At 31.4% G+C, this 20,091-nt stretch carries 22 protein-coding genes; 9 read left to right on the plus strand and 13 right to left on the minus strand.

What is annotated here, in order from left to right; genetic code table 11:
- Nucleotides 1-114: 114 nt before the first annotated feature.
- The gene (locus N2712_00655; protein ID MCX8028492.1) at nucleotides 115-1,242 is read right to left on the minus strand and encodes a hypothetical protein; all 1,128 of its coding nucleotides are present in this window, start codon (nucleotides 1,240-1,242) and stop codon (nucleotides 115-117) included.
- A gap of 252 nt (nucleotides 1,243-1,494) precedes the next feature.
- On the opposite strand from N2712_00655, the gene N2712_00660 reads away from it, so the two are divergent.
- The gene (locus N2712_00660) at nucleotides 1,495-2,628 is read left to right on the plus strand and encodes a hypothetical protein (protein ID MCX8028493.1); all 1,134 of its coding nucleotides are present in this window, start codon (nucleotides 1,495-1,497) and stop codon (nucleotides 2,626-2,628) included.
- Here N2712_00660 and N2712_00665 read toward each other — a convergent pair whose 3' ends face one another.
- The 5 genes from N2712_00665 to N2712_00685 form a co-directional block, all read right to left on the minus strand.
- Complete coding sequence (locus N2712_00665) at nucleotides 2,629-3,501, minus strand: hypothetical protein (protein ID MCX8028494.1); 873 nt, start codon at nucleotides 3,499-3,501, stop codon at nucleotides 2,629-2,631.
- Nucleotides 3,446-4,216 carry a hypothetical protein gene (locus N2712_00670; GenBank protein MCX8028495.1) on the minus strand — a complete coding sequence of 257 codons (771 nt, stop codon included), beginning with the start codon at nucleotides 4,214-4,216 and terminating at the stop codon, nucleotides 3,446-3,448. The genes N2712_00665 and N2712_00670 overlap by 56 nt, the downstream gene beginning before the upstream one ends.
- Nucleotides 4,217-4,218: 2 nt before the next feature.
- The gene (locus tag N2712_00675) at nucleotides 4,219-4,788 is read right to left on the minus strand and encodes an RNA polymerase sigma factor (protein ID MCX8028496.1); all 570 of its coding nucleotides are present in this window, start codon (nucleotides 4,786-4,788) and stop codon (nucleotides 4,219-4,221) included.
- Between the two features lie 119 nt (nucleotides 4,789-4,907).
- Nucleotides 4,908-5,600, minus strand: a complete 693-nt coding sequence (gene purN / locus N2712_00680; GenBank protein MCX8028497.1) for a phosphoribosylglycinamide formyltransferase — start codon at nucleotides 5,598-5,600, stop codon at nucleotides 4,908-4,910.
- A 1-nt stretch (nucleotide 5,601) separates the two neighbouring features.
- Entirely contained in the window at nucleotides 5,602-6,378 is a 777-nt protein-coding gene (locus tag N2712_00685; GenBank protein ID MCX8028498.1) for an SDR family oxidoreductase, read from the minus strand.
- Between the two features lie 239 nt (nucleotides 6,379-6,617).
- Between N2712_00685 and N2712_00690 the strand changes: the two genes are divergently transcribed.
- Genes N2712_00690 through N2712_00700 form a run of 3 tightly spaced genes read left to right on the plus strand, consistent with a single transcriptional unit; the run spans nucleotide 6,618 to nucleotide 7,591 of the window.
- Nucleotides 6,618-6,773: a hypothetical protein gene (locus N2712_00690; GenBank protein MCX8028499.1), complete on the plus strand. Its 156-nt coding sequence runs from the start codon at nucleotides 6,618-6,620 to the stop codon at nucleotides 6,771-6,773.
- Between the two features lie 15 nt (nucleotides 6,774-6,788).
- Entirely contained in the window at nucleotides 6,789-7,124 is a 336-nt protein-coding gene (locus tag N2712_00695; protein ID MCX8028500.1) for a hypothetical protein, read from the plus strand.
- A gap of 11 nt (nucleotides 7,125-7,135) precedes the next feature.
- Nucleotides 7,136-7,591: a hypothetical protein gene (locus tag N2712_00700; GenBank protein MCX8028501.1), complete on the plus strand. Its 456-nt coding sequence runs from the start codon at nucleotides 7,136-7,138 to the stop codon at nucleotides 7,589-7,591.
- Between the two features lie 67 nt (nucleotides 7,592-7,658).
- On the opposite strand, the gene dgt is transcribed toward N2712_00700, so the two are convergent.
- Nucleotides 7,659-8,924: a dNTP triphosphohydrolase gene (gene dgt / locus N2712_00705; protein ID MCX8028502.1), complete on the minus strand. Its 1,266-nt coding sequence runs from the start codon at nucleotides 8,922-8,924 to the stop codon at nucleotides 7,659-7,661.
- A gap of 168 nt (nucleotides 8,925-9,092) precedes the next feature.
- Between dgt and aspS the strand changes: the two genes are divergently transcribed.
- Together aspS and N2712_00715 are read left to right on the plus strand one after the other, a co-directional pair.
- A complete protein-coding gene (aspS, locus tag N2712_00710) occupies nucleotides 9,093-10,874 on the plus strand; it encodes an aspartate--tRNA ligase (protein MCX8028503.1) in 1,782 nt (593 codons plus the stop codon).
- 169 nt (nucleotides 10,875-11,043) lie between these two features.
- Nucleotides 11,044-12,225 (plus strand): pyridoxal phosphate-dependent aminotransferase, encoded by a 1,182-nt coding sequence (locus N2712_00715; protein MCX8028504.1) that lies wholly within the window; start codon nucleotides 11,044-11,046, stop codon nucleotides 12,223-12,225.
- Nucleotides 12,226-12,317: 92 nt separating this feature from the next.
- Here N2712_00715 and N2712_00720 read toward each other — a convergent pair whose 3' ends face one another.
- Entirely contained in the window at nucleotides 12,318-12,938 is a 621-nt protein-coding gene (locus tag N2712_00720) for a hypothetical protein (protein ID MCX8028505.1), read from the minus strand.
- Between the two features lie 166 nt (nucleotides 12,939-13,104).
- Entirely contained in the window at nucleotides 13,105-13,614 is a 510-nt protein-coding gene (locus tag N2712_00725; protein MCX8028506.1) for an ankyrin repeat domain-containing protein, read from the minus strand.
- 204 nt (nucleotides 13,615-13,818) lie between these two features.
- Here N2712_00725 and N2712_00730 point away from each other — a divergent pair, with 204 nt between their 5' ends.
- Nucleotides 13,819-14,928, plus strand: coding sequence for a hypothetical protein (locus N2712_00730; protein MCX8028507.1), 1,110 nt, complete (start codon nucleotides 13,819-13,821; stop codon nucleotides 14,926-14,928).
- Nucleotides 14,929-14,960: 32 nt separating this feature from the next.
- Here N2712_00730 and N2712_00735 read toward each other — a convergent pair whose 3' ends face one another.
- Entirely contained in the window at nucleotides 14,961-15,257 is a 297-nt protein-coding gene (locus tag N2712_00735) for a hypothetical protein (GenBank protein ID MCX8028508.1), read from the minus strand.
- A 9-nt stretch (nucleotides 15,258-15,266) separates the two neighbouring features.
- Entirely contained in the window at nucleotides 15,267-15,590 is a 324-nt protein-coding gene (locus N2712_00740) for a hypothetical protein (GenBank protein ID MCX8028509.1), read from the minus strand.
- A gap of 563 nt (nucleotides 15,591-16,153) precedes the next feature.
- Between N2712_00740 and ruvB the strand changes: the two genes are divergently transcribed.
- Nucleotides 16,154-17,158: a Holliday junction branch migration DNA helicase RuvB gene (gene ruvB / locus N2712_00745; GenBank protein ID MCX8028510.1), complete on the plus strand. Its 1,005-nt coding sequence runs from the start codon at nucleotides 16,154-16,156 to the stop codon at nucleotides 17,156-17,158.
- 89 nt (nucleotides 17,159-17,247) lie between these two features.
- On the opposite strand, the gene N2712_00750 is transcribed toward ruvB, so the two are convergent.
- Nucleotides 17,248-17,679 (minus strand): hypothetical protein, encoded by a 432-nt coding sequence (locus N2712_00750; protein ID MCX8028511.1) that lies wholly within the window; start codon nucleotides 17,677-17,679, stop codon nucleotides 17,248-17,250.
- Nucleotides 17,680-17,891: 212 nt separating this feature from the next.
- Here N2712_00750 and fliF point away from each other — a divergent pair, with 212 nt between their 5' ends.
- A complete protein-coding gene (gene fliF, locus N2712_00755; protein ID MCX8028512.1) occupies nucleotides 17,892-19,592 on the plus strand; it encodes a flagellar basal-body MS-ring/collar protein FliF in 1,701 nt (566 codons plus the stop codon).
- Here fliF and folK read toward each other — a convergent pair.
- On the minus strand, nucleotides 19,564-20,067 hold the full coding sequence (gene folK / locus N2712_00760; GenBank protein MCX8028513.1) for a 2-amino-4-hydroxy-6-hydroxymethyldihydropteridine diphosphokinase: 504 nt from the start codon (nucleotides 20,065-20,067) through the stop codon (nucleotides 19,564-19,566). The genes fliF and folK overlap by 29 nt on opposite strands.
- Nucleotides 20,068-20,091: the final 24 nt, after the last annotated feature.

Here is a 20,091-nt window from a genome sequence, read left to right on the forward strand (position 1 = left end):
ATAATAGACATATCTCACATCATATAAATCAGTAGAGACAAAACTGTAAGACAAAATTGAAACTATTAGATGTACTTGAGAGTAACATAAAATTCGTCTAGTCTGACAGTATTACTACTTTGAGAACCCAACTCTCAGAATTTTAGCCGAGTAAAAAACATACCAACTTATAATTATTCCAAGTGGTATAGCAACCATAGCAAGCCCCAAAAGAATATTCACTTGTATGTACGCAAGAGAAGAGGAAAGCACAACAACTACAGGCAAAAACCATTTACCAAATCTAAAAGCAAAAACAATAGATAAAATATCCGCCATGTAGAAATATCTATCATGCATCCTAGGCAAAAGATATGGTTCTATAAGAGCAAAAAGTAAAAACAAAACCAAAATCTGCTCACTCCAAAATTCCTTATAAATGGAGTAATTTAAAAAATAATACAAAACAAACAAAAATGTTATTAAAAAACTTACACCTAAACCTATGTAAAATATCGTATTATTAAATTCACTCTTCAGTGACTCAGGAATAAGTGTATATATGTTAGGAGCACCCAAAGTTAAATCAACATAAGTTTGTGTCTGACTAAAGTATATAAGAACAAGATCTATTAAATCTCTTCCTGCAAACAAGGAAGGAATTATAGCTATTACGTAAGGTATCAAAATCAAAAAAGGATAAAACAAAAATCTCATATCTTTATCGTGAACAAGTTTATTCAGAGTAATAATCGCTAAAGCAGGAATTATAAAAACAGTTTGCAACTTAAAAGCAAACGCTACTCCAATAGATGTATATGCAAGCAAATACCTTTTTTCGATAAGTAACAAGACTCCAACTAGTACAAAAGTAGTATAAATTGAATCACTTTGAGCCCAATAAGAACTGTTCATAATAACAGTAGGCAGTGACAAAACCAATAAAAATGATAACTTTGACAAAACAGCATTAGATGTAAGTCTATAAACAACTCTTGAAACAAAAAATGAAAGCAAAATATCAAATATTACAGATAACACTTTAACAGAGTATAAAGGAGGAAGAGGAATAAATGTAAGGATATAGATCAAATAGAGATAGGTAGGTGAATAATCTGAAAACGACCTTGAAAAAGCACTGAATCCTTCGTTTTCAAGTGTCTGATACCACAATGAAATACAATTTTCGTAATCCCAAGAAACCATATCAAAGAATAAAAGCCTAAAGATAACTACTATATAGATCGCAATTAAAAAAAGCACATTATCTGTTAATTTAACATTAAACAAACCAATCACGGAAGAATTATGAATTCAAAAGGCAAACCTTTTAAACTTAAGGTTACACAAAATTAACCCAGAAACCTTCCATAACTAACTCACTAGTCCGTAAAAAACATCTAAAAAACTCAAAACTAAGAGACTTATAAGCATTTCATTTTGAAAAAGAATCACAATAAATTGTTTTTAGAGATACAATGTCAATAAAATTTACCTAAGTCGAAGGAGGTAATCATGGTAGAGGTAAAAGTTTGTAACAACATAAACGAATTCATAAAGGTTCCCTTCTACATCCAAGGAGACGATCCTAACTGGGTTCCACCATTACTTATGGATATAAAGAGAAAATTAAACAGAAAAAAGTCTTCTTTCTTAAAACATAATGAAGCAGAATTCTTCATAGCATACAAAAATAATAATCCTGTAGGTAGAATAGCAAGTATACTAAACAATATACATAATCAAAGGTACAACAAAAAAGATGGTTTTTTTGGTTTTTTTGAGAGCATAAACGATCAAGAAGTAGCAAATGCTCTATTTGATAAAGCTGTAGAATGGTTAAGAAACAAAGGATTAAACACCATATACGGACCTGCTAATTACTCAACAAATGAAGAATGGGGATTACTAATTGAAGGATTCGATACTCCTCCTTACATTATGATGCCACATAATCAAGATTACTATAAAAAACTTCTTGAAAACTATGGATTTAAAAAAGCAAAAGATTTGTACGCATGGTACTACGATACAACACTACCACTAGATGAAAAACTAATAAAACTTAAGGAAAAGATACTCAAAAGAACTAAATTCAAGATAAGAAATATAAATATCAAAGACATATGGAATGAAGTTGACAGAATAGTTGACATATACCACGACAGCTGGTCAGAAAACTTTTTTTTCATACCCTTAACTGAAGAAGATAAAATAGAAATAGCAGAATTTCTAGTATCAATAGTTTATCCAGAATTAGTTATAATAGTAGAAAATGAAAATGGAGAGCCTGTAGCATTTTCTGCGGCAGTACATAACTTAAACGAAGTACTAATAAAATGCAGAAGTAAAAACTTAAACTTACTTTACATACAGCAACTACTATGCCTAGCTTGTAGATTATACCTAAAGCCTAAAAATAAATTCAAAAGTGCTAGACTGCTACTAGCAGGTGTTAAAAAACAGTATAGAGGTCTCGGACTTGATCTACTACTATACATCACAAACTACGAAAACTCAAGAAAGATGGGTTATGAGTTTGGGGAATTATCCTGGACACTTGAAGACAATAGAATGATAAACGAAGGAATAGAAAAAATGGGTGGTAGAATACACAAAATATACAGGGTTTATTACAAAGATATATAATCAAAATACCATAGAAAGTCTTATAGATAAAACAGTCTTATTGTCTATAACATACAATTCTATAGGTACAGAAAACTCAAAATCGCGAATTAATGTTCTACTACTAATTCCTATCACAACAGCATAGCTACTAACAACTGAAAAATAACCACCAAGACCTACCCTTGCTCCAAACCAGTCAGAAAAATAATATAAAAAGTTATAAGTCCCAGCAACTCCCAATCCGAGTTTAGTAATAACAACACCAACCCCAAACTTTTCATAAAACTTTATACTAAAATCAATACCATAATCAAAATAGTAGTTTAAAAAATCATAGCTACTACCCACATAAAAAGAAATCCTAAAGTTATTATTAGAATAATAAATATTCGTATCACTAACAGAAGTATAATTAGTTACATAAACAAAGTTTGTAACTACTACGCTAACCTCATTGGTAAGGGAATAATAATTAGTATAATAGTTAGTAAAGTAATTAGTTACAATAAAAAGACTTAAAGATTCTTTAGATAATTCCTTAACCTTAAAAGATTCCACAACAGTTTCTCCTAGAACAGTTCTAACTATAACTCCATCTTTTGTTCTACCCACCTCAACTCCTTTGATACTCCTACCATCCATCTGTACCTCAACTACCTTTTCTGATATGAACTCTATAACAGCTATATTCCCCTCACTAAAATTAAGAATTCTACCATCATATGTCTTAAACGAAACTACTCCCCCTTTCTTTGAAAGCAACTTACCTTTAAATACTTCATTATTTTTCAGTATTAAAACATCAGAGAAAGCAGCATAACTAAATAAAAACAAACTAATCAGAATACTTAATTTTCTCAATATCTTTCTTGCTAAAACTTTTCCTTCCATTCCTAGTTTCGAAAATTATAAAGTTGTCTTTTATTTCTATCAAATTACCCTCAAAAACTTCGCCACTCTTCAAATATATTTTATTTTGGTATAAACTTCCAGTGCTTTTTTCTAGCTCTTCACCATTAACCCAAACCTTGCCATTATCAATAAGAATTTTAACCTCACTTGCTTGAAACTTATAGACGATCCCTCCTATCTTCAAAACAACTTCATTAAAATTTGAAGAAGGAATAAGCGCAAGATTCCCTTCAAAACCATCAGGAAGAGATATGATCAAAGAAGTACCATTCGAAGAAAGACTAACTTTATCAAGCAAAGACTTCTCACTCACATTACCTAATTCCAATAGACTACCAGCATATTTATAACTGTAAGTACTATTCAAGATATTAGAAGTAACTATGAACATTGTAAAAATAATAAGGACCACAGTCATACCTGAAAGTACTATAGAGAACAATCCCAACCTAGAGTTTAAAGATACATTTTCAGGATACTTATCATCCTCATCTATCAAAGCCATCTTCTTAAACTGATAGAATTTTTCAAAAACTCTTGACCTAACATTACTTTCTATAGCCTCTATAGCTCTTTCATCGACCTCATAGTTAAATGAATCGTACAAACTTTGACAATATTTACAATTTATGATATGACTCAAATCATTATCATCAAGCCCCAAAATCATCTTCTCTATATCAACATGCCTCATACTTAACCTCCTGAAATTTTTGATTTTATTTCACTTATTACTCTCTTCAAAACTCTCTTGACAGTCCTCACACTACAACCCTCAAATTCAGCAATTTCTTCTATCTTGTATCCCTCGAGTCTAAAAATTATCATTTCCTTATCCCTATCTGGAAGAGAATCTATTATATCCATGATTTGTTCTTTCATGCTTTCACTATCATCATTATAACTAAAACTCTGGGTAATCTCTTCAAACATCTTTCTATCTCTTTTCTCTTTTCTCTTTCTATCCCTTATTATGTTGATTGCAGTTTTAAAAAGAAAACTTTTAAAGCTACCTCTGGGTGAGTATCTTTTGATGTTCTCCAAGAGTTTTACAAAAGTCTCTTGTACAACATCAACAGACATATCGACATCTCTAGTATATCTATAAACAAATTTTATGAGTAGTTTACTATACTTATTATAAAGCTCATTAAACGATTCTTCATCACCACATATTATCCTGTATATCAACTCTGCTTCTGTATCCATATACTGATATGGTAAAGGAAAATAATAATATCTTAACACATAATTAAAACGAGTCATAAAATCAAAAAGTGTCAGAAAGAAAATCCAGAAACCATCAAAAACTTTTAAAACACCAGGACACTAAACCATAATAAAGTTTTACAATAAATCTCGCACTCTACACCAGGTAACAAAAACTAAAGTATTTTATCGTTAACATCATACACTATTGGTTCTTTCAACGTATCAAAAGAGATTTCACCATTAGCAATAAGAGAAAGTGTTTTTACAAGTATTTGATGTTCTTTTTCTAGCACTCTTTTAGCTAATGTGTCCGGAGTATCATCAGGAAATACCTTAACTTTTGCTTGCATGATAATCTTACCACCATCAACTATATCATTAGCAAAATGAACCGTACAACCATGTATCTTTTCACCAGCTTCCAAAACTCTTGTATGTGTTTCAAGTCCTGGATACTTAGGTAGAAGAGAAGGATGGATATTTATTACTCTATTTTTAAACGAAGATAATAAAGGCTCCTTTACTATTCTCATAAATCCCGCCATAACAACTATATCAACACAATACTTCCTCAAAACCCTTACATATTCCCACTCTCTATCAGTTTCAAATTTAGTTTTGTACTTACCTGGGTATATATACAAAGATTTAATTCCATAACTTCTAGCAACTTCAAGTCCTCTTGCTGAAGGATTATCACTTATAACAATAACAACTTTTCCGTTTATTCTACCTTCTCTACAGCTCTTTATTATTGCTTCCATATTTGAACCACGACCCGATATTAATATTCCTATTCTAAGCTTATCTCTTTTGTTAAGCAACCAAAGTATAAATCTTCTCAACCTAATAAAAAGACACACCATACTAAAAAACACCCCTTATAAACCCACCATCAACCTGAATACTAGCACCATTTATATAACTAGCCTTCTCTGAACACAAAAATACAACAAACTCAGATATCTCCTCAACACTACCAAACCTTCCAAGAGGTATTGAAGACTCTATTTCCTTCTTAACCTCTTCAAAACTTTTGTTTTGTTTTTTACTCCTATTCTCAATAAGCTTTATAGCTCTATCTGTATAGATATTACCAGTACATATTACATTGAATGTTATATTATCTTTCTTAATAGTTCTTGAAAGAGACTTCGAAAAAGCATTCAAACCAGAGCGAAAAACATTAGATAGCATAAGTCCCTCTATAGGCTCTTTCACAGCCATAGACGTCATATACACAATTCTACCCCAACCTTTATCTAACATTTTCGGTAAAAAATACCTTGTAAGCCTAACAGCAGACATAAGTATAAGTTCAAATGCGTAATACCAATCTTCACAACTCACATCAAAAAAATCTCCTGGCTTTGGTCCACCAGTATTAAAAACAAATATATCTACCTCTCCAACAGACTTATAAAGATTTTCAACATCTGACGACTTAGAAAGATCGCAAACAACAGAAGTTACATCTATACCAATATCCCTAAACTCTCTTTCAGCAGCAATTAGATTATTTTTGTTACTCGAAGATATGATCACTTTAGCTCCCTCAAGCCCTAAAGCTTTCGCTATTCCCTTACCAATACCTTTACTACTTGCGGTAACTAAAGCTTTCTTACCTTTTATACCTAACTCCATAAGGAAATTATTTAAATAAAATATCTCCTTATTCAAACTGAATTCTTACCAAACCCATTAAAACAACCATTACTATCACAAAGCTTACTAGTAAGATATTAATTAGTAAAAATCTACAAAAACTTCATTTAATAATACACATTATTGGTGTAATAGATAATCTTGTTAGAATTAGAGACAATTCTTCTGCCCTATTCTTATCAAGAGTCTATTACAAAAATTTTATATAAGGGGGTCTTATGAGATATTTTATATTAATATTAACCATTTTGGGACTATTAAAAATCTCTTCAGTAAACTGCTTCTCTTTAACTCTAAAAGAGCTAGATACAATAATCAGTACACTAAAATTAGATGGATACAAATTCATATCAAGGATTTCAGAAAAAGCTTAGAGAATAGAATACACTGTGGGAAAAGAAAAAAATGAATTTACTATTGAGTTAGGTCCCGAAACTGGTGATGAAGAACTTGATATAATATACATGTTTACAGTACTCAAAGAATATAAAGAAATAACTTCTCAAAACCTTAAAGAACTTATGTTCTTTTTGAAATCCAACAGCTCTTCTTTAGAAAGCGGTTTTTTCTCAATGTACACATACAATAACAAATGGTATTTGCTGTATAACTTATCGTTCAGAAGATCATCGTTTACACAAAGCAAATTCAAAGCAATGTTACTAATATCGACATTTCTCTTAAGCACTTATAAAGACTTGATAAGAAAAGGTAACTACGATTAAGGAGGTACTTTATGAGAAAACATATATTTATATTTCTTTTGACTATCACGGTAGTACTAACCGGATATTCTAACGACGAAAAAACTCTCAATCTAATCAATAGGATACTAATAGGATACAATGGAAGTAAGTATATTTTCCAAAAGCAAATTTCCACAAACTCTTGGGTAGTTCAGCATAACTACAACACTGTTTTTATACTAGCTTACCCTATGTATGTTAGCGCTATAGATTTTATAGAGGTCTACAACGACATAAGCACAGAAAAACTTTCAAAGGCACTCCTAAATAGCGGGTATTACGACAGTGAATATAACGAATATGGTGTCTTCTCCATAATGCAAAGTGAAGGTAAATATGTTCTTATCTACCTAGTAAAAATCGATCCCAATGATATAAGTACAAAAACACTAATCCATGCAATCCATAGGGTATCTGAAGCAATAACTAAATACAAAGGTTTTTAAAATATTTATAAGGTAACCTGCAAAAGGGAAGGAGGTTAGAAAAGTAATAGAAATGTACTATAATACTCTAGATGCTTATGAATAAATCAACTAGAGTGTTGGGATCAAATAGTTCTTTATAAGTTTTGATAGCAAAGTTATCAGTCATACCTGCAATATACCATGTAGCAAGCCTATGTCTCCATTCATCATCACTACTCGCAGAAAAGTAATCCCAATACTCTTGGTACTCTCTTGGATAGAGATTTCGCGAATTCTTATCTGAAAATACCTCATATAGCTTTTCTATTATCATTTCACACTTCTTCCTAGTCCTCAGTATATTTTTGCTTCTATATATAAGCTCATCTTCCAAAGCTCTCATAACCAAGTTTTTGTTCCTAGTAGATTCTTTTACTTGAAGCTTATAACTGTACCTACTCTCTTTGTCATCAATCCTAACAAGATTAGTATTCACGACAAACTCATTTATAAGTTTTGATGTAGTAGCTTTTAGTTTCTTCTTTCTTTCAACTTCTGAAGCTGAATCTTCTATATCCTCTATCATCCTCTTTATTTTTAGAAATATCTTCTCAACTTCGTTAATAGGCACTCTACCACTAAGTCTTCGAATTATCCTATCAAGTAAAATGTCATTTAGAAGATGCGATCTTAGGAGTCCACTTTTTATACCATCTTCAAAGTCATGCACTGAATAAGCAGAAGTATCAGCCCAATTTACAATCTGAGATTCTATGCTTCTTTTATACTCTACCGGTTTATCTTGATTCCAATTAGGATCTATCCAGTCTATAGTCTTTTTGAAAAGTTGATACTCATATAGAAACTTAGGACTTTTATCTTTAGTTGATTTGTACTTTAAAAGTCCATCCAATGTTGATCTTGTTAGATTAAGTCCTTTGTTTTCATCCAGATTCTTACCAATTATTTTTATTTCAAGAAATGCTAGTATAACAATATTATGGGCATTAGCATCAAATCCTTCAAATTTGTTAAGCTCGTTCAATTTACTCTCACCTGTATGCCCAAATGGAGGATGTCCAATATCATGAGCCAGAGATATAGCTTCAAGTAAATCAGTATCTATTCCATGTCTTATTCCTATTGACTTAGCTATTTGAGCAACTTCAATCGAATGCGTAAGTCGTGTTCTATAAAAATCCATAAGACCAGCACCATAAACCTGAGTCTTTGCTTGAAGTCTTCTAAACGCACTACTATGTATTATTCTATCTCTATCAATTTCAAAATCAGTTCTCTTATCTCCACGTTTACGTTTTTCGGCCAGCATTCTATCTTTATCAAAAGACAAATATCTAACTCTAAACCTCATACCACTCGTATTATAACTCTACTACAAAATGAGCTACAAACTCTGAATAACAACCAAAAGTAATATTAAGAATACCCTTCACTACCAAACAAAATTCAAAACAGGAATAAGTTTAAAGACAATCTATATATTAGTTATAATTATAACTCAAAATTTTGGAGTTTAGCTATGGATAGCAAATGGATAAGAACAGTATATTGCGGCGACGTGACTGAAGAATATATAGGTAGAGAAATTACATTGAATGGTTGGGTCAAAACCATAAGAGATCATGGAGGAGTTATATTTGTTGATCTTAGAGATATAAAAGGCATAGTCCAGATAGTTTTCAATCCTGAAGTTAACAAAGATATACATTCAAAAGCAAGTGAACTAAGAGACGAATACGTAATAGCCATCAAAGGTATCGTCAAAAACCGTCCCGAAGAAAGTATAAATCCCAACATAAAAACCGGTAAAGTAGAAGTATGGGTAACAGATTTTGAAATACTAAATACATCAGAAACACCACCTATACCTTTTGACAGTCCTCACATAGTATCCGAAGAGAAAAGACTCAAATATAGGTATTTAGATCTAAGGTCCGAAATGATGAAAAACAACATAATAAAAAGACATAAAATAACACAAGTTATCAGAGACTATCTAAATAACAATAACTTCCTAGAGATAGAAACACCAATGCTTATCAAATCTACTCCAGAAGGTGCAAGAGATTTTATAGTACCAAGTAGATTAAACAAAGGTAAATTCTATGCATTACCACAATCCCCCCAAATATTCAAACAAATACTTATGGTATCCGGATTTGACAGATACTACCAAATAGCAAGATGTTTCAGAGACGAAGATTTGAGAGCAGATAGACAACCAGAGTTTACTCAGGTTGATTTAGAAATGTCTTTTGTTGATATGAAAACAGTAATTAATACAGTTGAAGGAATGATAAAAGATGTATTAAACAGAGTTTACGGTATTCAGATAACAGAACCATTCCCAATACTTTCTTACAAAGATGCTATGAATAGATTTGGATCAGATAAACCCGATACAAGATTTGGTATGGAACTTGTAGATATAACAGATATAGCAAGAAATACAGAGTTTAAGGTATTTAGAGACGCTATAGAAAATAATGGCGTCATAAAGTGCATCGTAGTAGAAAAAGGTGACGAAGTATCACGAAGTGAAATAGATTTCTTAAGAGAATGGGTATTAGAATTCGGAGCAAAAGGAGTTGCTTGGTTTAGAGTAAAAAACGGAGATTTGGAATCAAATCTTACAAAATTTTTCAGCGAAAAGGTAAGGAAAGAAATAATAGAAAAAACTCAAGCAAAAGAAGGATCACTACTACTCATAGTTGCAGATAAATGGCAAATCGCTACAACAACACTAGGACATATAAGACTTAGAATGGCACAAAAACTAGATCTCATAAACTCAAAAGAACTTAAGTTTTTGTGGGTTGTAAATTTCCCTCTCTTCGAATGGAATGAAGAAGAAAATAGATTAGATCCTCTACACCATCCTTTTACTTCACCACTATATGAAGACATACCATTATTAGATACTGATCCTTTAAAAGTAAGAGCTCAAAGCTATGATATAATACTAAATGGAACAGAAATAGGTGGAGGTAGCATAAGAATACACAATCAAGAACTACAAAGAAAGATATTTAAACTAATAGGACTATCTGAAAAAGACGCTATCGAAAAATTCGGATTTCTACTTGAAGCATTTAAATACGGTGCTCCACCTCATGGAGGATTGGCAATAGGTCTAGATAGATTTGTAGCAATATTGCAAGGCATGGACAGTATAAGAGATGTAATAGCATTTCCAAAAACCCAAAAGGCTATCTGTCTACTGAGTAATGCACCTTCAGCTGTTGAAAGAAAACAATTGGAAGAACTAGGTATATCTGTTGATGTAGAAGAAAACCAGTAACTTGATAAATAACAGATCCTAGTCAACCAAATACATTTTACGCCGAGGTATGTAAATTCATAACGAAGCATTAGATAATACTAGGTTTGTAGAGCAGATTATATCATATTTAGTTTTTTGAATTTAGGTTATCTCTCATTTAAAATGAGGTAAAACTTCGGAGGGTAAAATGAGTTTTTCCTTATCTAAAAGAGCAATTGAAATTGAACCATCAGCTACACTATCAATAAATGCAAAAGCTAAAGAGCTCAAATCAAAAGGATATGATATAATAAACCTAACTGCCGGAGAATCAGACCTTCCAGTACCTGAATGGATTATTAAAAATATTGAGAGATACTTAAGAAGCAATGGAACAAATACCTACAAACCAACCGCAGGTATACAAGAACTCCGAAAGGAAATAGCAGAAAAGTATGAAAAATACAATAATGTAGACTATTCAGCAAAAAATATAGTTATCTCAATAGGAGCAAAACAAAGTATATATTTAGCACTATCAGCAATCTGTAACGAAGGAGATGAAGTCATAATCATATCACCTTATTGGGTAAGCTATATAGAACAAATAAAGCTAGTAGGTGCAAAACCTGTAATACTAAAGACAAAAATAGAAGATGGATTCATACCAGATATTAAAAAATTATCATCTCTCGTCACTTCTAAAACTAAAGCAATCATAATTAACAGTCCTAACAACCCGACTGGAGTCTTGTACCCAAGAGATATACTTGAAAAGATCGTAGAAATAGCAAAAGAGAAACATTTTTATATTATATCAGATGAAATATACGAAAATTACATATACGAAGGTGAATTCATAAGCATTGCTTCGATATCATCAGAAGCAAAAGAGATAACACTCACAATAAATGGATTCTCAAAATCACATTCAATAACAGGATGGAGGCTAGGATATGTATGTGCTTCTGAAGAATTAGCTAACATTATGGACTCCATACAAAGTCATATATCTTCAGGAACATCATCAATAGTTCAATATGCTTTACTAGGTTTTTTGGATCATTACGAAGAAGACATCAAGAAAATAAAAGAAGAATTCACATGTAGAAGAAACTATATAAAAGACGAATTGTCGTCAATTAAAAAAATAAAAGTTATACCACCTCAAGGTGCATTTTACTATTTCATAGATGTATCAAATCACTATAACGGTAACATCAAAAATTCCGTTTCTTTCTGTTCAGAGCTACTTGATAAAAAATTACTATCAGTAGTCCCAGGTAATGCTTTCGGAGACGAAAACTGCATAAGATTATCTTTCGCATCAAACATGGAAACCATTAAAGAAGGAATAAAAAGGCTAAAAGAGTTCATAAACAACGAATAAATAAAAACAGACTAAAATGAAGATCATATTTCATAAATAAACACAATAAAGAGAAACAGAGGAGTTTTTACTCCTCTTAGCGTAGAATCAGTTTACCTATTAAATATTTCTTCAATAGCTTTTGCTTTTAGGTATCTTCTATTTATTTCATCCCAGTCAGCATACTCAATAATTCCCAGTAAATATGATTTTCTATCAGAACCATAGTCAATGAAATAAGCATGCTCATAAACATCAATAGCCCAGACAGGCCATGTTTCCCAAACCCCACCGTGATTATGAGCATCTCCTAAGAAAGTATGAAGTTTACCATCTCTAAAATCATAAGCAACAATAGCCCAACCTCTAGCAGCCATACCACAAGCAATTACGTCTTCTATAAAAGCATCCCAAGAACCAAAATCCTCTTTTGCTTTCTTGACAAACTCTAAACTATCATCTGGTTTCTTTGGATTCGGTGTAATAGTCGCAAAGTATATTTCGTGTAATATCTGGCCATTAGCGTTGAAAGTTTCATCAACTTTAAGAGACCTATAAGCACTATAAGAAGCAACAGCTTTGCTCCTATCAACAGTTTTCAAAAGCTCTTCAATTTCATTTCTCTTATTAACATAACCAGCATACAGTTTATCATGGTGTATTGACATAGTCTTCGAAGATACTCTAGGAATAGCACCACTATCATATTTCAAATCAACTACCTTAAACGGCATAAAAACCTCCTTATATTTTTACTAAAAGATAGTAAACTATACATACTTTGTCAAATTTCAAACTAAAAACTATTTTTAATCCAACCAATCCCAACTCCCTTACTTATCAACTAATCCTCAAATTACATAAAATGAAAATCCAAATTTTTCTATACTAACTCTATAACTATTTTGAACTCAAAAGTAACCTATATATATCACTATATCCCAACTCTCTAGCAATATCTATCGGAGTGTATCCTTTCTTATTTCTTTTTTTCACAACTGCCTTATTTGCAACAAGTATTCTAACAATCTCATAGTTATTTGACATAACTGCAAGGTGAAGCGGTGTATCTCCATCTATATCAACTGAATTAACATCAACACCCATCTGTATAAGCTTTATAACCATACCGACATCTCCTTTGACACATGCTATTCTCAACATTCTATCAAGATAACTTGTATACAAAATCTTATCTTTTTCACCTTTGTTAACATCCATGATATCTTTCTTCGAAGTAACCTTGTCACCTTGATTACTGAGACCTAGATCTACATCTTCCTTATTGTATTTAACTACCTTAACTTGTCTCTTGGAAGTAGAAGTATCTTTATCCGTTTTCATTGTAGACTTAGTAGGAGCACAAGACACCAAAAAAACAACTAATACAAAGCTGAGAAAACTAACCATACTCAAAGAAATTCTATTCATAAAACCCACATATTCAGATTTTATAAATAAAAAATCCTAGTTTCAATCCAAACTAACAAAATTCATACTTCTCTTCAGAACATGTACCTATACACACTAATAAATTTAACTGAAATACCATCATTAACAAAACTACATTAGCAAACTGGAAAACAAACTAGCAACATTTTTCATAATTATGCCATGAATAAAGCTGTATTTTTCATTCCATTACTCGCTCTATTATCTTGTAGTAGTTACAACTTTTCAAATGTTGAGGTAATAAACGTAAAAGCAGGTCCCAAAGGCGAATTTGCTGTTGCTTACTACTCAAATCAAACAGTCAATGTTTACTCTTTTGAAAAATTATTAAGAAGCTTCGAAAGAAAAGCAATCTTCATATCAACAACTAAACAAACTTTTGGTGGATATTACAAAATAACCGATTTTGGATTCCTGAAAGACGGTAGAGTTTATGTAATTGCCAGTAAACCAACCCTAGGATGGCTAGTCAAAGTAGGAGATAAAGAAATGGGCTACTATGGATACGTAACAGAATTCAAATCATCCTACGATGGTAGCTATTTTGGCTTCATATACAATATAGGAGGTAACTTCGACGGAACAAACCTAGTAGGGGGTAAATACTTTGTAAATATAAATGGTTTTGATTACGGACCTTATGATTATGCATACAATTTAACCTTCGCAGAAAAAGACAACACTTATTATTTCATATACATCTATAAAAATAGACACTTTATTAAATTTAACGAATCTGAGTATGGTAGCTATGATTATATACTCGGACCAAAAAAATTTTACAACTCCTCTCAAAAAACTTTCGCATACAAAATGCGAGGTACTTGGTTTCTGTACCCAGATAAAAAACTACCACAAAATCTTTATTCTTTAATAACAACAGAGAATGAAACCATAGTCCTATACACAAATTCAAACACCACAATCATCTCTAATATCTCTAATCATACAAAATTAGTAGTCGATGGAATAGTAACAGATATAAACTCATATAAAGAAAACTACTTAGTAAACACTTTACTTAACGGTAAAAAATTCATAATGCGTAAAAAAAGCATTTGCGGACCTTACGACGATGTACTAGCAAAAATCACTCAAAATGAAAACATTTTAATAGAATACAAAAGCAATAACTTCTGGTACGTTGAATTCAAAAACCAGACTTACGGACCTTATAAGTTTCTAGATACATTTATCGAAAGTAACTTAATAAACATAGTATACCTAGACAATGGCAATTTAGGTATCAAAACTATCTCAACAAAAAACTAAGTACAATAAAATTAACACAAGCAAGATTAAAATCAATTTAACGATACTAAGATCCTCTTAACAAGCGTAACTTTAAGCTTTTTATATTTACGATTCCACTTTGCCTTTAAAATAAGAATAGAATCTTCGTTATCAAATCTCTTTACACAAACAAAACTTATAACTCCCAAAATTTTATTAATCTTTTTTCTATTATATATACCTATATAAGTCTCAACATATTTGTCAAATATTCTGTATACCTCTAACTCATCGCTAATACTAAACACCTTTTCCACCAACCTAACAATAAATGGATACTTATTACCTTTATCAAAATTGTATCTCATACAAACCTCCTAATTCAAAGTATCACCAATATCCTTAATGAGATCTATTATCAACTCTCCAGTATCAGATTTACGCGTAATAAACATAAACAATTTCATATCTTCATACGACAAATCTTTCACAAAAACACTCACTACAATATTACCAATCTTATATCCACCAAGTATAACATAATCTCTTGTGTATTTCTTAATAATAATAATATTAGCATACTCTTGTTCTGTAACATAAAATACTTTTCTGTAAATACGATACGCCCTACATTCTTCCACTACTTGAGTCTTCAAAAGTTTCATGGTAGTCAACACAAATTTGAAAAAGTTATTTTCCATAAAACCTCCTATAAAAACAATTATTTCTAAATTACTAACTAAACCTCCAAAAAGTATCTCTCAATATAAACAACTTCAAGTACACCATTCTACTCAAAACCAAAAGATAAATACTCTCCAAAAATAGATATCAACAAAACATCGCTAACAATATAAATGAATACTCTCAACTCTAATGATAGACCTACTGTAACAATGTTACTTAATAAACCATTTGACAATACAAACACCCTTTTGACTAAAACAACTAGTACACTACGAAATAACAAATCCAGGAATACACTCAGAAACAGGTGAGACATACGACTCAATATAACAATTTTGTACACAAAAAACATACCAATATCCAAAGTTAAGAGAAATGGTATTTTTTACGCAATTATTCATATATTTCTGGAAATCGGAATAAATACGATTTTCTGTCTAAAATTTAGACACTATATAAAAAATAATATTAATTTATACACACTCTTTGCAACAAAGAGTTGAATTTATATAGGCTAATCAAAAGCTTTGCGAAACAATGTTAATAATAGCTTATGTCAACATTTATAATTTAGGTTATGGAAGACATATTATCACCAAAGAAGCAAACAGAGGAAGAGTTTTATGAAGAAAGTATAAGGCCCAGAACATTAGATGAGTTTATAGGGCAAGACAGAATAAAAGAAAACCTAAAAGTTTTCATCCAATCTTCAATTCAAAGAAATGAACCACTTGATCACGTACTTATTTCAGGACCACCTGGATTGGGTAAAACAACTCTAGCAAAGATAATAGCAAATGAGTTAAGAACAAATTTTATTTATACAGTATCAAATGCATTCCAAAAAATCGGAGATTTAGTAGCAGTACTAACAAACCTTCAGAAGGGAGATGTTTTATTCATTGATGAAATACACAGACTAAAACCTGCTTTCGAGGAAGTACTATACTCTGCTATGGAAGACTATGTAGTATCCGTAGTAATAGGAGAAGGTCCTGGAGCTAGAAGTATTAAGATAAATATACCAAAATTTACATTGATTGGTGCTACAACAAGAACTGGGCTTTTAACATCACCATTGATATCCAGATTCGGAATAATATTGAGATTTGATTTCTATTCTTATGAAGACATGGTAAAGATATGTAAAAGAACAAGCAAGATACTCAAACTAAATATATCAGAGGAAGGAATTAGCGAAATAGCAAGAAGATCAAGGGGAACACCTAGAATATTAAATAGAATCATAAGAAGAATAAGAGATTTCGCAGTCGTTGAGAAAGTAGAACACTTGGATGTAGAATTTACAAGAAAATCGCTAAAAAAACTTGAGATTGACGAGGAAGGATTAGACGAAATAGACAGAAAGATATTACTTACACTTATCGATAAGTATCAAGGAGGACCTGTAGGATTAAAAACACTGTCAGCAAGCATAGGAGAGGAAGAAGATACTATCGAGGATGTATTTGAACCTTTTCTTATACAAAAAGGTTTTATAAAAAGAACTCCCAAAGGAAGAATCGCAACAGAACTAGCATACAAACACCTAGGAATACAAAAAAATAATAGTCTTTTTTAATCTCTAATCACATCAAAAATCATACATTTTAATCATCACGACTTCAGTAGATATTAAGTTATTACTACTATAAGTATCCTTCAATAGTTCTATTTTTTGATATATTTTTCAATCATACCTTTTACCTTTGGAAATGGAATAAAACCTGTTTTATATTCCCTAACTATCCCTTCACTATCTATAATTACAATTGTAGGAGCACTAATAACGTTGAATTTTTCCGCTTCTTTCTTATCATTTACAAGGTTAAATCTGACAACATTGCCATATTCTTCGTCAACAAGCTTCATAACGTTAGTCATTTTGTTTCTACCTTTTTCACTCAAAGGTGAAGAGAAATACAAAACTAAAATTCTTTTATCACTCAACAATCTCTGGTATTTTGGTGGAAGTTGTATTTTTTTATTTTTCACTACTCTAGCCCTAAGTAAAACCGCAAGAAAATTAATAAACCTAAAAACAGCCCAAACTGATCCCACAACAATAAGAAGTGCAATAACTATGTTGAGAAAATTATCCATAACGATAAAATTATATTCTATGAAAACTTTCAATTACAAAAACAATAACAACATAACACACTTCTCAAAGTCACTATTCATACTCTTGAAACTTCATTGTATATTCTGTTATCCAAATATAATAAAATCATCCACAAAATTTAGGGAACCTATATTGAAAATAAAAACTAAATGAAAAATAATATAGTAGTAGGAATGGGGAGGGATTTGTAATGAATCAAATACTTGAATTTTTGAAAAATATCTTTTCAAGGTTTAGAGAATTACCCTTAACTTCGAAGGTAGTAGTTATATCATCAATCATTGCAATAGTAGTTGCAATTGTCGTAGCAGTATTAATATCAAGACCTACTACAAAAGTACTACTCTATCCTCAAGCATTAACACCTGAGGATTTTGCAAGAGTAACTAAAAAACTTACTGAACTAAACATTCCATTTGAAACGAAAGATAATAAATTTGTTTTAGTAGCAGACGATGAAATAAAACAAAAGGCAAAAATGCAACTAGCTTGGGAAGGTATAATACCAAATAACATAAAAGGTTTTGAGTTGTTTGACGTACAATCATTCACTACAACTGATTTCGAGAGAAATGTCAATCTACACAGAGCAATAGTAGGGGAAATTGAAAGACACCTCAAGATGATCGATGACATTGAGGATGTTAAGATAGTTTTACCATTCCAGAAAGAAAGACTTTTTAAGGAAGATGAAACAGAAAAAACCGCTTCAGTAATTATAACACCATCACCATATTCTGATATAAGAGAAAACAAGAAAAAAGTCAAAGCAATAGTAGAACTTGTAGCTAGAGGTATAGATGGACTTAAACCCGAAAACATAGTAGTAGTTGATAATCAAGGTAACGTACTGAGTGATCTCTTAGTCTCAGATGACATTTCAGATGATATAAGAGCAGCAAGAGAACAGATAAAAATAAAAGAGAAAATAAAAAGAGAACTAATTGAGCGAATACAAAGTGAACTCTCAAAAGCTATAAGTCAAGATAGAATAATAGTAAGTGCTGAAGTTGAGATGAGATGGGACAAGAAAGAAATACAACAAGACAAAATAATACCTACCGTAGTGAAGCAAGATAACCCACTAACTCCATACGATGAAAGCCAAGTTGAGATAAACGTACCTATAAGTAGAAAAACAACAAAAGAAGACTTCAAGGGACCTGCTTATATACCTGAAGGTCCTCCAGGAGTAGAAGCTAATGTACCACCTGGAATAAAGGAAAAAATAGATAGGTTTACAACCTATCAAAAAAATGAAGACATCGTAAACTACGAATTGAGTAAAGAAAAGGTTAATCAAAAAAATCAACCTTATGATATAAATCGTGTTAGTGTCGCAGTAGCAGTTGACGGAATTTGGGAAGTAGAACTAAAAGACGGAGAACCTGTATTAGACGAAAGGGGTAGAGTAAAGAGGAAATTCACCCCACCATCAGAAGAAGAACTTGCCAGAATACAAGAATGGGTCAAAAGAGCAATAGGGTTTAATCCACTACGAGGCGATAGTGTAGTGGTAACATTCATTCAATTTGACAGAACAAAACAATTCCAAAAAGAAGATGAAGAACTCCTAAGAAGATACCAAATACGAAGAATATTACTAGCAAGCATACTTGTATTGATTATATTATTCTTGCTAATGTTATTATACAGAGCAATAATGAAGGAAATTGCCAGAAGGAGAAGAATACGCGAAGAAGAACTTGCAAGACAACAACAACTTATGCGAGAAGCAGCACTTAGAGCAGCAGAACAAGAAGGCGCTATGGTTGAACTATCAGTTGAAGAAAAAGCTAGAATGGAACTACTCGAAAGTATAATAAGCATAGCAAGAGAAAAACCAGATATAGCAGCAAGAGTTATAAGAACCTGGATTTCAGAAGAGTAGCAACATTCATTAAATCAAAATACTTATTGATAATCCAACTAACACTAACACCATACTCAGGATCAACAAAACTAGGATAAATTTCAAACAAAGGCACCATAACAAAATTCCTTTCTAATCTACCAGGATGAGGAATGATTAAATTATCCGTATCAACTATAAGACTATCATAATAAACAATATCAATATCGATTTCCCTAGGCCCCCATCTAAATGTCTCTTTCCTACCAACTAATCTCTCAACATCCTTAACAAACCTTAGAAGTTCAAAAGGTTTTAAGTGAGTATAAGCAAAGACACACAGATTTAGAAATCTATCTTGTTTTGAATATCCCCAAGGATCAGTCTCATATATACTTGATAACTTTATAATGCTAACACCTTCTCTGAGATACTCAATAGCACTAAGTATATATCCATACCTAGGTTCAACATTTGATCCAATTGATAATATTATTTTCCTTTTCCTTTTCACACATTATCTCCAAAACTATAAAAC

Source organism: Brevinematales bacterium, assembly GCA_026415355.1.
Lineage (GTDB): Bacteria > Spirochaetota > Brevinematia > DTOW01 > DTOW01 > SKYB106.